At 37.8% G+C, this 13,272-nt stretch carries 12 protein-coding genes and 1 pseudogene; 9 read left to right on the top strand and 4 right to left on the bottom strand.

Annotated features, from left to right (window positions below):
* Positions 1 to 113: 113 nt before the first annotated feature.
* Positions 114 to 821, bottom strand: coding sequence for a tyrosine-protein phosphatase (locus tag AX762_RS11285; RefSeq protein ID WP_071849233.1), 708 nt, complete (start codon positions 819 to 821; stop codon positions 114 to 116).
* Between the two features lie 155 nt (positions 822 to 976).
* On the opposite strand from AX762_RS11285, the gene AX762_RS11280 reads away from it, so the two are divergent.
* The 7 genes and pseudogenes from AX762_RS11280 (at position 977) to AX762_RS11250 (ending at position 9,150) form a co-directional block, all read left to right on the top strand.
* Positions 977 to 1,744, top strand: coding sequence for a sugar phosphate isomerase/epimerase family protein (locus tag AX762_RS11280; protein ID WP_071849232.1), 768 nt, complete (start codon positions 977 to 979; stop codon positions 1,742 to 1,744).
* A gap of 2 nt (positions 1,745 to 1,746) precedes the next feature.
* Positions 1,747 to 2,811, top strand: coding sequence for an ABC transporter substrate-binding protein (locus AX762_RS11275; protein ID WP_071849231.1), 1,065 nt, complete (start codon positions 1,747 to 1,749; stop codon positions 2,809 to 2,811).
* Positions 2,812 to 2,886: 75 nt separating this feature from the next.
* On the top strand, positions 2,887 to 4,542 hold the full coding sequence (locus tag AX762_RS11270) for an iron ABC transporter permease (RefSeq protein ID WP_071849230.1): 1,656 nt from the start codon (positions 2,887 to 2,889) through the stop codon (positions 4,540 to 4,542).
* On the top strand, positions 4,535 to 5,578 hold the full coding sequence (locus tag AX762_RS11265; RefSeq protein WP_071849229.1) for an ABC transporter ATP-binding protein: 1,044 nt from the start codon (positions 4,535 to 4,537) through the stop codon (positions 5,576 to 5,578). The genes AX762_RS11270 and AX762_RS11265 overlap by 8 nt, the downstream gene beginning before the upstream one ends.
* A gap of 716 nt (positions 5,579 to 6,294) precedes the next feature.
* Positions 6,295 to 6,830: pseudogene (locus AX762_RS11260) on the top strand (tyrosine-type recombinase/integrase).
* Positions 6,831 to 7,075: 245 nt separating this feature from the next.
* On the top strand, positions 7,076 to 7,654 hold the full coding sequence (locus AX762_RS11255; protein WP_256244868.1) for a hypothetical protein: 579 nt from the start codon (positions 7,076 to 7,078) through the stop codon (positions 7,652 to 7,654).
* Between the two features lie 23 nt (positions 7,655 to 7,677).
* A complete protein-coding gene (locus tag AX762_RS11250) occupies positions 7,678 to 9,150 on the top strand; it encodes a flotillin family protein (RefSeq protein ID WP_071849227.1) in 1,473 nt (490 codons plus the stop codon).
* Positions 9,151 to 10,052: 902 nt separating this feature from the next.
* Here the strand turns inward: AX762_RS11250 and truA are convergent.
* A complete protein-coding gene (truA, locus tag AX762_RS11240; protein WP_071849225.1) occupies positions 10,053 to 10,793 on the bottom strand; it encodes a tRNA pseudouridine(38-40) synthase TruA in 741 nt (246 codons plus the stop codon).
* A 282-nt stretch (positions 10,794 to 11,075) separates the two neighbouring features.
* On the opposite strand from truA, the gene AX762_RS11235 reads away from it, so the two are divergent.
* Positions 11,076 to 11,504, top strand: a complete 429-nt coding sequence (locus AX762_RS11235) for a GNAT family N-acetyltransferase (protein WP_071849224.1) — start codon at positions 11,076 to 11,078, stop codon at positions 11,502 to 11,504.
* Between the two features lie 92 nt (positions 11,505 to 11,596).
* Here the strand turns inward: AX762_RS11235 and AX762_RS12870 are convergent, their stop codons facing one another.
* Positions 11,597 to 11,773 (bottom strand): hypothetical protein, encoded by a 177-nt coding sequence (locus tag AX762_RS12870; protein ID WP_177244102.1) that lies wholly within the window; start codon positions 11,771 to 11,773, stop codon positions 11,597 to 11,599.
* Between the two features lie 263 nt (positions 11,774 to 12,036).
* Between AX762_RS12870 and AX762_RS11230 the strand changes: the two genes are divergently transcribed.
* A complete protein-coding gene (locus tag AX762_RS11230) occupies positions 12,037 to 12,528 on the top strand; it encodes a GyrI-like domain-containing protein (protein ID WP_071849223.1) in 492 nt (163 codons plus the stop codon).
* Between the two features lie 98 nt (positions 12,529 to 12,626).
* Here the strand turns inward: AX762_RS11230 and AX762_RS11225 are convergent, their stop codons facing one another.
* Entirely contained in the window at positions 12,627 to 13,190 is a 564-nt protein-coding gene (locus tag AX762_RS11225) for a hypothetical protein (protein ID WP_071849222.1), read from the bottom strand.
* Positions 13,191 to 13,272: the final 82 nt, after the last annotated feature.

The raw sequence follows: 13,272 nt of genomic DNA, 5'->3' as shown, positions 1-13,272 counted from the left end.
GTACTAAATAGGGCATATAAACATTCTTTTTGCGTACTCCATCAAACATTAAAATAGATGAACTCTGACGAAGAAATAAGATTCTTTAGCAGATTTTTTTGCTTACTATATTATTATAGTAACAACTGCTTTAATTCAATGATTTCTTCACTACTAAACCCAATCTTAGAAAAATATGCTTCTATACTACCATATTTTTTTATAAATTCCGTATCAAATATTTCTATAATTTCGGGATAGGAAATATACACATTTAAATTATTTTTCGAATTCAAAATACGGGGATCATGTTTAATATACGTATAGGAAACTTGATAGTCAGCAATAATTTCAGGGAGCAATACTTCATGCAAGCTAAGTAGTAAGTAACTTAAAACTCCTGTACGGTCTTTTTCGGCGCTACAATGAAAGACGATTGGCTTATCCTTATGGTTCAAGAAAACACGACAAGCTTTTGCAATGTTTTCTTCAGCTGCAACATATTCTAGATAGCGATCACTCATAAAGTAAGGACTACTTGCAACTTTGGCTAACTGACTAGCACGGCCGGCATTTTGGCTACCACTTATATTTACGTTGAAATAATGAGAAACAAAATTAGCATAAGGATTTGGATCCGTAACTAGTTCCTTTGGTGCACGTAAATCAATAATCGTAGTAATTTGCATATTTTTCCATTTAGAAAGGTCTGATTTACTCGGGCCAAATAACATACTCGAACGAAAAATCCTACCTTCTTTTAGTAACTTACCAGTCTTTGTATTATACCCGCCTAAATCCCTAAAATTGACAATTTCTTCAAAATAATAGCGTTTCCCCATTTTATTCCTCTTTTCATCATTTTCAATATCATAGCATAGCTAGAAAACGTTTGTTATATAATAGGCAATTCTTAACATGAAATTTACGTTGAATTTATATTCGACAGCTATAATGAAAGTAGTCCTAAAGAAAAGGAGCTGTTGGAAAAATAATTATGTCTAATTTTTACTTATCAACACCATTAATGTGGAATAACCGAATCGAAGAAATTTTCCAAAGTGCTACTGAATACCAGATGGGGTTGGAAATCTTTCATCAGCAAATGGAATTTCACAATATTCCCTTATTACAGTTACAACGACTCATTGAAAAGTACGAAAGAAAAGTTTATGTGCATGCCTTAAGCTGGGATCTAAATCTCTGCTCGTTACAAAAGTCGGCTAGAGAACTAGCTATTGTACAGACAAAAAAATCGATTGATTTTGCTCAATCTTTAGGTGCACTTGATGTTACGATTCATCCAGGGCGTATGTCAATTTTTTTAGAAGAGACTTCTTATGATGGTTATATGCATGACTCTATGAAGGAATTATTGGAGTATGCTGACTCATTAGAGCAATCCATTTCATTTGAAATTATGGAGCCAATTGGAAAAGAATTTATTACGAGTCGTCACGTCATGGAACGTGTTGCTAGAGATTTATGGGAACAATTATCTGTTACTTTAGACTTGGCTCATTGTCAAAATAACGCTGTGGTTCTTGATCACCTAGAACATCTCCCCCGCATTAGCAAGTTACATATGAGTAACTTGAAGAATGGCAAGTATCATACGCCAATCGGTGAGGGTGAACTAGATTTCCATTGTTTAAAACCAACTATTTCGGAAAGTGGTTTGCCAATTGTAATTGAAGGAATGGATACTGATACAAAAAAAGAGTTGTTTAGAAAAAATGTACGTTATTTAAAGGAGGAGTATTAATAATGAAATGGAATAAATTAATGATTACTGGGATGTCAGCGGTGGCTTTATCAGCCTGTGGTACAGTGGACTCTGAAGAAACAGTCAAAGATTCAGATACCTCAACGAGCTCTTCTGGTGAAGAAACCGCAGCTGCTACGGATGTAGAAGGTTCATTCACTCTATACACTTCTCAACCAGAACAAGACATTGCCCAAGCAGTAGTTGCTTTCAATGAAGTTCACCCAAATATCACAGTTGATGTCTTTCGCTCAGGTACAGAAGAAGTTATTTCAAAAATCATGGCCGAAAAAGTAACAGGTAACATCCTAGCTGATGCATTACTTGTATCTGACAGCTTTACTTTTGAAGGATTAGCTGAAGAAGATTTATTGCAGGCTTATGAATCACCTGAATTAGATGCTGTTCCAGCTGAATATAAGGATGAAGAAAACTTATATGTAGGAACAAAAGTCATTGCAACAGGGATTGCTGTAAATACTGACCTAGTTGACTCATCTGAAATCACTGGTTTTCAAAGTATGATTGATGCTGCTTATGCAGACCAAATCATGATTCCAAGCCCGCTTTATTCTGGATCAGCTTCCTTGAACCTTTCTATTATTACACAACAAGATTCATTAGGATGGGATTTTTATGACTCATTGAAAGAAAATGGCCTTTTCGTTGGCCAAGGAAATGGTACAGTTCTTGACGCATTAGTAAACGGTCAAGAAGGAGTTGGGATGTTGGTAGATTTTATGGCAAATCGTGCTCGTATCGATGGAGCACCAATTGAATTTATTTATCCAGAAGAAGGATCACTTTATGTGACCGAACCAATTGGAATCATCAATGGTTCAGAAAATGCTGAGTTAGCACAATTTTTTATCGACTATCTTCTTTCTGAAGAAGGACAAACGGTAACTTCTGAAATGGGATACACACCAGTTCGTGAGGGTATTGCTGCTCCAGAAGGCTTGAAAAGCATAGACGAAATCACACCAATGGATTTCGATGCTACTAAAGTAAGGGAAACACGAGATGCTGACAAAGAAAAATTTGCAGAAATTTTTGGTCAAGAATAATTCAAAAAAGTTTTAGGAAAATAAGTCAGGGAAATTCTCCCTGCTTATTTTTTCTTTATTGCCAAAGGAGTGCTTATGTTTAAATTCACTAAATACTTTCACAAAACACTCTTTCTGCTCATTGGACTGTTTGTTTTCATTTTTCCACTCTTTACGCTTTTTAAAATGAGTTTTGAAGTCGATGGCAATTTTAGCTTTAGTAATTTCAGCACGCTTTTCGATTCGCCACGTACTTTACAAGCAATCGAAAATACCCTGATTATCGCCTTTGGTTCAACTTTAATTGCAGTGAGTATGGGAACAGTTTTTGCTTTGTTGGTTGCCTATTCCAATATACGCTTTAAACGTTTAATTGAATTACTCGTCATTCTTCCTTATGTGATTCCTGGATATGTAGTGACTCTGTCATGGACTTCACTTTTTGCTGGGAACAGCCCGATTAATCAATTTTTACGAGAAACAGGTTTGCCAGTCGTTAATATGTATTCTATGGGTGGAATTACCTTAGTCTTAGGTATTAGTAATGCTGCTATCGTCTATCTGAACTTAGTAGATATTTTGCGCAAAATTCCGAAAGAGCAGGAATGGGCTTCTAAAGTTGCCGGTTATCGCATGATAGAAACGTTAAGGAACGTCACCTTCAAAATGGCTTTGCCAGCTGTTGTTAGTGGAATCATTCTTGCTTTTCTGAGTTCAATTGATAACTTCGCTATTCCAGCTACACTTGGTTCACCAGCAGGAATCACTGTTTTGAGCACATATATTTATGAAAAAGCAATTGGATTTGGCCCAACTAGTTTCAATCAAGCGGCAGTACTCTCTATCTTATTAGCATTGATTGCTTTTGCCGGAATTGCCTTGCAATGGTGGATTCTACGAAAATCAGTAATTTTTGATTCGACACGCCCAGATTTCGAGCCACGAATTGTGCTGTTAGATAACAAACGTCGCTTGATTCAGTGGTTTTCTATCCTAGTGCTTTTTTTAGTAAATATCGTTCCTTTAATTGTTATGTTATTCTCGTCATTCCAATCCAGTTACAGTCCATCTATTTTTGGTTTTGGAAACATGGATCTGGATAATTATCAATTCATCTTACAAACACCGAGCATGTATCAAGGTTTTCTTACCAGTTTAGGACTGGCAGTTGCAGCAATTCTAATATGTATTATTTTGAGTGTTTGGGTGATGTATTATAAGTTACGTCACGATAAAAAGGCAACTCTGCCAATAGAATTAGGAGCCTCTCTTACCTACTCTACGCCTGGAATAGTACTAGCGCTCAGCATGATTTTCTACTGGAGTAATGTTCCGAATGTTTATGGAACAATAAGAATTTTACTGATTGCCTATGTGACTCGTTACATGCTGATACTACTTCGCGGAAGCAATACTGCACTTTTGAGTGTGACTATTGAATTAGAAGAAGCCGCAATGATTTCTGGGTCAAAGACAATCGAAAAATGGCACAAAATTATTATTCCTATTATAAAAAACCAAATTTTTTCAAGTTCTTTTCTGATCTTTACGGGTGCATTTACCGAGCTTTCATTATCTTCCCTGTTAATCGCTGCCAATTCAAAAACAGTTGGGCTGACAATTTTCAACCTACAAACGGGTGGAGATAATAGTATTGCACAAGCTTATTCGGTTATCTTAACCATCTTTATAATTGCTCTCGTATTAGTACGGAATCATTTTGAACAGAAGGAGATGAAAAAGAATGAGTGAGCTAACTATCAGCAATATCGTTAAATACTTTGACCAAACCAAAGCGTTGGATAATATTAATGTTGGTGTAAAGGAGAATGAGTTCATTGCTATTCTTGGTCCCTCAGGCTGTGGCAAGACAACACTTCTACGTTCGGTTGCAGGATTTATTGAACCAACTTCAGGAACTATCAAATTTGGAGAGAAAGTTTTTTTCGACAACCGTGAGGCTGTTCCAGTGGAGGATCGTCAGTTAGGAATGGTTTTTCAACATTTTGCGCTCTGGCCACATATGACAACCAAACAACATCTAGAATACCCATTGAAAAGCAAGCAAAATAAAAAGCGCTTTGATGTTGCCCAGCGTCAGGAAATGGTCCGTCATACATTGAAATTGGTAGAATTGGACGGTTTTGAAAATCGTTATCCGAATGAACTTTCTGGTGGCCAAAAGCAAAGAGTGGCTCTCGCGCGCGCTATTGTAGCTCAGCCAAAGATTTTACTGATGGATGAACCATTGAGTGCTTTAGATGCTCATTTAAAGCAAACGATGGTTCAAGAGATCAAACGAATTCATCACATTATGAAAACAACCATTCTTTATGTAACTCATGATCAAGCAGAAGCAATGTCCTTGGCTGATCGAATCATTGTCATGAACAAAGGGAAAATCGAGCAAATTGATACCCCTTATAATCTATATCATTACCCACAAACCCCATTCGTAGCTAAATTTGTGAGTAAGGCTTTCTTAGTTGAAGGAAATTGGGAAGGAGACAAGTTTTGCCCAGCAAGCGCCCCCGATACTACTTGGCAGGGGGCTGAGGTTGCAAGTTATTTTAAAGAGAATAAACTTTATCCGGTTCGTCCAGAAGAATTGAGTCTGATGACATCTTCCTCAACTGGTAAAGGACTACTTGGAATTGTTAAAGATAAACAATTTCTTGGGCGCGAGACCCGTTACATGGTTGATGCAGTGGGTAAAGAGTTGGAAATCATTTCTAATTCTTTTCACATTTCTGAAATAGATGAAAAAGTATATGTCACAAAACATTAATATCAAAATAAAGAGGCTAAAAATAGTGGTACACTTAATAATTTTCTTTGAAACTGACAGAATAATTTAAGTTCTCTTTCTAATCAAGAGAATTCAAAAGAAGCTCTCCAGAATTTTTTTCTGGAGAGCTTCTTTTCGTGTCTTTCGTAATTTCTGGGCTTAACCCTTTGAGTAGTTAGATACATGAAATTACGTAAAGTCGTGTATTTTGAATAATATCAAACGAGGTTCTAGATGCTTTTTTAGGAATGGTTATACTATAAAATTTAAGTTAGCTACTTGATAAAAAAATATATAAGCAAGTTTACTTGAGACCTGTTATTACTGAGCCTACTTTTATTGAACAGGAAATAACTCATCTTAGGCAATAGTATTAATGATATCAGGGTAAACTTCTTGGGTGTTGCTATAAACACTCTTTTTAATATATACTTATTTTATCATTAAAAAGATCTGATTTAAAAAAAGATTTATTTTTAACTTATATTTACAAATTTTAAAAATATATCAAATTCTGTTTCTTATTTTGACAGAGTCTCTTTTTATCTTTAGGGTAATAAGCCTCTAAAAGTTAGGTCCTTACTCTAACAAACTAAGGAACAACAAAAAACCGTGCATCTACAATCTCTTTAAACAGGGATTCTTCTTCTTTAGGGGTCATAACCCCTTGGTAGCAGTAATCATGTTTTGATTTTGTGGAAAGAGAGGTGCTTAAAATAACGTACAACGTCCAACCCTTACGAACTCCTCAGGAAATAAACTACTTTTCATTCCGTTTAAGACGCAACCAGCACGCTTAACGGGATATTTTTTTTGACCGGCATTAACAGCGGCTTACGGATGTCAGATATCGTTAAATTAAAGAAACTAGATATTTTGACGTCAAAAAACCCTCGAATCATGGAACAAAAAACGGGGAAAACACGCATAGTGTATTCAGGATCTGATCCAGGACTACACTAAGACATTGGACCCGGATGATTACCTATTCCTAAGCAGCAAAGGGGGCCACTTAAAAGTCAATAGGGTCTATCAGATGTTTTAAAAGGTCGCTAAGCTCTTCGGAAGAGACTTAATTAGCACGCACACGCTGTGGAAGACCTTCGGCTACCACTATTACAAGAAAACGAAAGACGTGGCCACACTGATGGAAATGTTCGGTCACAGCAGTGAGAAAATCACCAAGCGCTATATTGGGATCAATGAGGATGAAATCAGAGAAACGTTGTTGAATTTCCGATTAGGTTTTTAAAAGTAGATTACATTTACTTTGGCTACTTCATAAAATCAATTTAAACCTCTCCGAATATAATTGATTGGGAGGGTTGTTATGTGTATACAGTTTGGAAATGAAAAAACACCCAGCGAACTATGCTGGAGTAAAAAGCGTAAAGTCCTAGATATATCCGTATAGTCAGAAAAGTGTCGGTAACCGCTCCCGAAGATGGGGAACATGGCAAGAAAAAATAGAAAGGGGGTGAACCCAATTTGATTGATGTGATTCTATCCAACCAAACATACATGCAACTCGCTTTTGTCACATTTTTGTTCCTTGCCTTACTCACGTTACCCCTGAGGGACATCGTCACTGTCGGTTTTTTCGATATCAGTGACCTGTTTGTCAGTTTCATGATTGCCGTCTTCATTGGTTATATGATCAACGAATTAATGCCTGCCAACACCGCTATCTCAATCGGACTATTTATGTTTATTGTCGTATCGGTTGTGACCGGTGTTGTCCTACTTAACATCTTCGTCATTATCCCTTTCCGGAGCCGTTCAGAAAATTCAAGCGCCACCTCGATCCAACAACTCGAAGGCAAAGAAGGGACGGTATCGGTTTCTATCACAGCCGACGGTGTGGGAGAAGTGATCGTGTATACCGGTTTTACAAAAATCAATAAAATGGCTAAGATTTACGAAAGTGGCAATGAATCCATTGCATTTATCGAGCAAGGCACAAATATCTTAGTCATGGACGTCAAAGATTCTATTTTGTACGTCATACCTTATACCAATACAATCCAAGCAACAAACAAGCAAACACCAACATGGAACACAAAACATAAAAAATAGAAAACGAAAGTAGGAACTCATTCATGGACACAACTCTTTTTGGAATCATCGGCATCGTTACCATCTCACTCATCATTATCATTTTACTGGTCAGTCGTTACCGTATTGCCTCACCGGATATGGCGCTCATTATCAGTGGAACAGCCCTCGGGAACAAAAACGTCTACACAGACCCACATACGAACAACAAAATGAAAATCGTCAGCGGGGGTGGCTCATTCGTCCTACCAGTCATTCAATCGGCTAAAACATTATCCCTGTTGTCATCTAAATTGAAAGTGAGTACACCTGATGTATACACCAAAGAAGGCGTACCGGTTACCGCAGACGGAACGGTTATTATCAAGGTCGGCTCAACCACCGAAGATATCGCTACCGCCGCTGAACAGTACCTTGGCAAAGCCACCGAAGACTTAGAAAACGAAGCCCGTGAAGTCTTAGAGGGTCATTTGCGTTCGATTTTAGGCTCACTGACCGTTGAAGAGATCTATCAAAACAGAGATCGATTCAGTCAAGATGTCCAGAAAGTCGCTTCAGTCGATTTAGCTAAAATGGGCTTAACGATCGTCTCCTTCACCTTGAAAGAAGTAACCGATAAAAACGGTTATTTGGACTCACTCGGTCAAGGGCGTATCGCCGAAGTCAGGCGTGATGCTGACATTCAGTCAGCCAGAGCCGACAAAGAAACACGTATTGAACGTGCCTTAGCTGAACAACAATCGAAAAAAGCTGAATTGCAACGTCAAACAGAAACAGCTGAAGCCGAGAAAGAAAAGAGCTTGCGTGTTGCAGAATACAAACGACAAGAAAATGTCGCCACAGCACAAGCTGAAAGTGCCTATGAGTTAGAGAAAGCCAAACTCAAAAAGCAAGTCATCATCGAACAAGGGAACTCTCAAATCATCGAACGTGAAAAACAAATTGAATTACAAGAGAAAGAAACCATCAGGAAAGAACGTGAGTACGACGCCTCTGTTCGTAAGAAAGCTGATGCTGAGCGTTATGCCGTAGAACAAGAATCTGAAGCGAATAAATCTAAAGCCATCGCTGAATCTGAAGCGCGTGCGAAAGAAATAGAACTGAACGGTAAGGCGAAAGCTGAAAGTATCCGTGAAATCGGTAAAGCTGAAGCTGAAAGCAAAACGGCTCTGGCTAAAGCCTTAAAAGAATACGGACAAGAAGCCATCGCTACCTTGATGATCGAAGCGTATCCTGAAATGATCCGTGCCGTGTCTGAACCACTAGGTAATATCGATAAAATAACCATCGTCGACAGTGGCAACGGTCAAGGGGCATCATCTTTAACCAATACAGCTTTAAATACATTAGCTTCATCACAAGAAGCCTTTAAAGATGCTGTTGGTTTAGACCTCACCGGTTTGATCAAATCATATGCCGGCACAAAAAATGTTGGCGGACAAGTACGAGAGTTAAACAGTACACTGAAAGATTTAGGAAAAAAAGAGTCTGTTTCAGTAGAAACTGAAAACGACTAATAGTTTAGGAAACAGCCTCATGAGTTTAGGACACTACTCATAATCATTAAGTACGAAGAAAAATGCATTCCCCGCTGCATTCCTTTAATAAGGAAAGTAGGAGGGATGCATTTTTTGTTGGAGATATTTATCCCAGATCCGGTCAGGGGGAGGATCACTCATGGGAGTAAACCACAAAATAACGGGTGCACTACAAAATTATATTTCATAAATCATTCCGAATATAATTTTGTAGTGCACCTTCTGTACTTAATTAGATCGACTTAGATTTTATTGGCCGTGTGAAAATAACGTATGACAGTGTGTTTATTGCCCAGAGAATTATAAGCACTACAGAATATGTATCATAAGTAAGATAGAGTATCAATAATTGTATCAAAGATATCCCCATTAAAATGGGAGCCCATGTCATCTGCTTTTTTCTCACAGTTTTCCAGTCAAATTGATTCTCGATATTCCACAATTTACGCACTTTATAGTCTCTGTTGATACTCAGCATTGTATCTAAGCCTTTCAGAGCTGCGCGATACTGTATCCCAGAAAAAAGTATAGTCAGCACTAATATAGCCATTAGCCCATTATAGCGATTGAGTTCAATGATATTAAAAATATCTACTATAAGGAATAACATGCCTATGATTGCATAAAGTATGTAGACTTTAATTTTGAAAGTAATTTTTTGCATCTTATCATCCTTTTTAGGTTTGAGTTAAAAGAGTGCAATAGTCAGTCAAAAATATGCTCGAGAAAAAATAAAAAGAACGGACACACCTGTGTGGACATTTAAAAATAAAAAATGGACACAGTCATATAAGTGTATCCCTTTTAATAGAGTCATTTTCCATTGGTAAAGTTAACACAACAGGAATAGTAAGGGCTCTTAAGTTATATTGTTAGGCTTATCAGTCGTAATACACTTCATCCAAAAACAAGCCTTGCGAGGGAACGGTTCTTCCACCGTCACTTCTTACGCCGCTCTGGAACACGTCATCTATAACGTCAAGGTCCATCGTTCCGGCACCAATATCAAGGATGGTTCCCATAATAATCCGAACCATTTTATGCAAAAACCCTTCTCCTGTAAAGGTAAAGTGCAGCATGTTTCCTTCTTTTTCGATTGTTATATTTTCCAGGGTTCTGACGGTCGTTTTTTTCGATTTCTTGAGTGCTGAATAACCGATAAAGTCGTGTCTACCAATGAATTTAGAACAAGCTTCTTGCATTTTATCGATATCCAGTGGCTCAGGAAAATAGAAGCTATAGTCACGGTCGAACGCGGAAGGAATCATGTGGTTCAAGACGTAGTAGCTGTATTGCTTTCCGCTGGTATGATAGCGGGAGTGGAACCGTTCTGGCACTTCTTCCAGTTTTTTGACGATAATATCTTGAGGAAGATTGTGTATCAGAATCTTCTGCATTTCCCCCAGGTCCATTGAAGACTCTGTTTTGAAATTGGCGATTTGTGCTCTGGCGTGTGTTCCGGCGTCTGTGCGTCCTGAGCCTACGATCTCAACCTCAGTCTTTGTCAGTTGTGAAAGAACGCTTTCGATTTTTCCTTGAATCGTCTTATCCGAATCACCAAGCCTCTGCCATCCTAAATAGCGTCCGCCATCATATTCAATCGTCATTTTTATGTTTCTCATTGTATCCCTCTTCATCATTTTATTTTGTCTATCTACTGATTTGGTTTATTATTAATACGATCATAAAGTGCTCTCTTATAATCTCATAAATCAGCCGAAAAACCTAATCAACATAACGAACAAGTCGTTTGTTTTTGTGTACGATCATGTTATCTTTTAAAGCAATATCGCATGTATCTCTATGATATACTAAATTTAAAGACTCAACTAAAAAAACCGAAAAAATTTTGGAGTACATATAATCAATTCTGAAAAATATTATTAAGAAAAGAGGGACTGACAATGAAAACACACACTGGAAAAGAAAAATGGAATCGAGCCGCTGCTTTATATGTTCGCATGCAGGTGTTTGTCATGGAACGAGATATTCCACTCAAGGTAGAATTTGATTCGGAGGATCATGACGAAACGATTTATGTGGTCATTTATGATGGAGAGAAACCTGTGGCAACGGGACGTCATAAACAAATCGACTCGGATACCATCCGGCCCGGAAGAGTTGCAGTTTTGAAAGAGTATCGAAAAAAAGGACTGGGAGAATTAGTCGTGAAAGAACTGGAAGCTTTGGGTAAAAAGCAGGGGTGTACGACATCAGTCATACATGGTGAGCTAAGTGCCGCTGGTTTTTACGAAAAGCTGGGTTACACCAAAGTGTCTGATATCTATTATGAAGACGATGTACCGTGTGTCACTTTGAAAAAAACACTGTGAATAGAGGAACCAGCAAGGTTGATTTTGTGTTGTATTAAGTTCTATAAAAATAGAGTGGTTTGAGGCAAAAATATTCATTGAGTAATGAACGCTCAGTCCTCATCCTTTAACATGTATTTAGACGTATAGTAACTGAATAGTGTTGCGATAAATAAAAGAATGGAGAACAATGTCAAACGTCCGTTCAAAGCAATCAATTGCCAGACGAAAAATAGTCCGAATAGTATAAAAAAGGCAAGTATGACATAACGCAATATTTTATATTTCAAGGTGATCAGTCCTTTCCGTGAGAATCATCTTTACGCATGTATTTTAATGAAAAATACATGCGTAAAACAGTATTTCACATCATTGATCTGTGAAGATGTATACTTAAAAGGAAAAAACAAGATTCATAATCACTCTCCTCGATTAAATATTATATATATATGATAACAATGATAGCGCATTCATTGAAACGATAAGCTTGATTATACTCTCAAGCTCGTTTGTTGGCTTTTACATAAAATGGTTAAAGAATGGAGGAACAAGTATGGACTATAGAATTGTAGAAAAAGACCCGATCAGATTGATAGCCAAGGTCGAACAGTTTCTGAATGAATCGATCGATGATTCGAGTAAAGTGAAAAATGAAATACCCGGTTTTTGGGAAAGAAGTGGGAAAACAGCTGATTTTGATACGCTGAAGGAGCATGCGCTGACGGAAGATCTTTATGGTGTGTGTGCACCGATTTCAAAAGACAGGGACTATTTTGATTACGGAATCGGCATGCTGCATGATGGCAGCCAAATTCCAGCAGGCTATCAGATTTGGGAAGTGAAGCCGACGTTTTGGGCCGTCTTCCCTAGTATTGGGGACAGTCCTGACTGTATCGGAGAGACATGGGAAAGAATATTCAAAGAATTCCTGCCGGGATCCAATTATCAGATGCTGGATGATACGGATTTTGAATTGTATCCCGCACAAAAAGAGGATGATCTGTTTTGTGAAATATGGATACCGGTTATGAAGAAACTGGCGTAAAAAAATTCTGAGAGTCAATAAAAATAGCATATCGATCAATTAAAGCAAAAAAATGCCCTTTTCCATTTTCAGGAAGAGGGCGTTTTGTTTAGTATTTATTAAGCTGCTTGTATTTGTCTACGCGTTTTAACGGCTTCGGAAACGTGAACACCGTATTGAGCAATTGTCCAAACCAAGAATAGTGTAAAGGGAATGAAGAACAATAACGATCCTCTGACAGGAGCTAAAGAAGCCACGTGATAATAGACGAGCGTGACGCCTGTAGTCATAAACCCATTAATATAAAGAGTTAATTGAGACAAGACATGTAGTTTACTCATGACATAACTCACGCCGGCTAAAATGAATGCGGTGAGAGCGGCATACCCAAACGGATTTGTTACGGATGCTAGTCCAATAGTTGAGAACAGACTGGCTTCAATGAGAATGTGTGCGCCAATAAACGTTAGACTGGCTAACACGCCTGCTATGCCTAACTGTTTACTTTTTAGTGAGGCGAATATAACGATGCCACTCATGAATATGTAAGCAAGTGTACCGATGACCATCGAGCGTCCGTGATCAGAATAAGCAGGTAGAACGGCTGATGATAAAGCTATGAACATGATAATTGCAAGTGAAACGAAAGCAAGTGAAGCAAGGATGGATTGTGATTTTTTCATTGTTATTAATCTCCTTATGTATTTTTATGTAATTACTTATAAGGATAAAGTTACCATATGCCCGGGACTTTATCAACTGAAA

The sequence above is a fragment of the Alkalibacterium sp. 20 genome, from assembly GCF_001885615.1.
In the GTDB taxonomy this organism is placed as follows: domain Bacteria; phylum Bacillota; class Bacilli; order Lactobacillales; family Carnobacteriaceae_A; genus Alkalibacterium.
This window is presented reverse-complemented; position numbering and strand designations above follow the sequence as displayed.

Coding starts and splice junctions, on each gene's coding strand:
- AX762_RS11280 (WP_071849232.1), top strand. CDS start 977: ATGTCTAATTTTTACTTATCAACACCATTAATGTGGAATAACCGAATC.
- AX762_RS11225 (WP_071849222.1), bottom strand. CDS start 13,190: ATGAAAAAATCACAATCCATCCTTGCTTCACTTGCTTTCGTTTCACTT.
- AX762_RS11275 (WP_071849231.1), top strand. CDS start 1,747: ATGAAATGGAATAAATTAATGATTACTGGGATGTCAGCGGTGGCTTTA.
- truA (WP_071849225.1), bottom strand. CDS start 10,793: ATGAGAAACATAAAAATGACGATTGAATATGATGGCGGACGCTATTTA.
- AX762_RS11230 (WP_071849223.1), top strand. CDS start 12,037: ATGGACTATAGAATTGTAGAAAAAGACCCGATCAGATTGATAGCCAAG.
- AX762_RS11265 (WP_071849229.1), top strand. CDS start 4,535: ATGAGTGAGCTAACTATCAGCAATATCGTTAAATACTTTGACCAAACC.
- AX762_RS11250 (WP_071849227.1), top strand. CDS start 7,678: ATGGACACAACTCTTTTTGGAATCATCGGCATCGTTACCATCTCACTC.
- AX762_RS11285 (WP_071849233.1), bottom strand. CDS start 821: ATGGGGAAACGCTATTATTTTGAAGAAATTGTCAATTTTAGGGATTTA.
- AX762_RS11235 (WP_071849224.1), top strand. CDS start 11,076: ATGAAAACACACACTGGAAAAGAAAAATGGAATCGAGCCGCTGCTTTA.
- AX762_RS11270 (WP_071849230.1), top strand. CDS start 2,887: ATGTTTAAATTCACTAAATACTTTCACAAAACACTCTTTCTGCTCATT.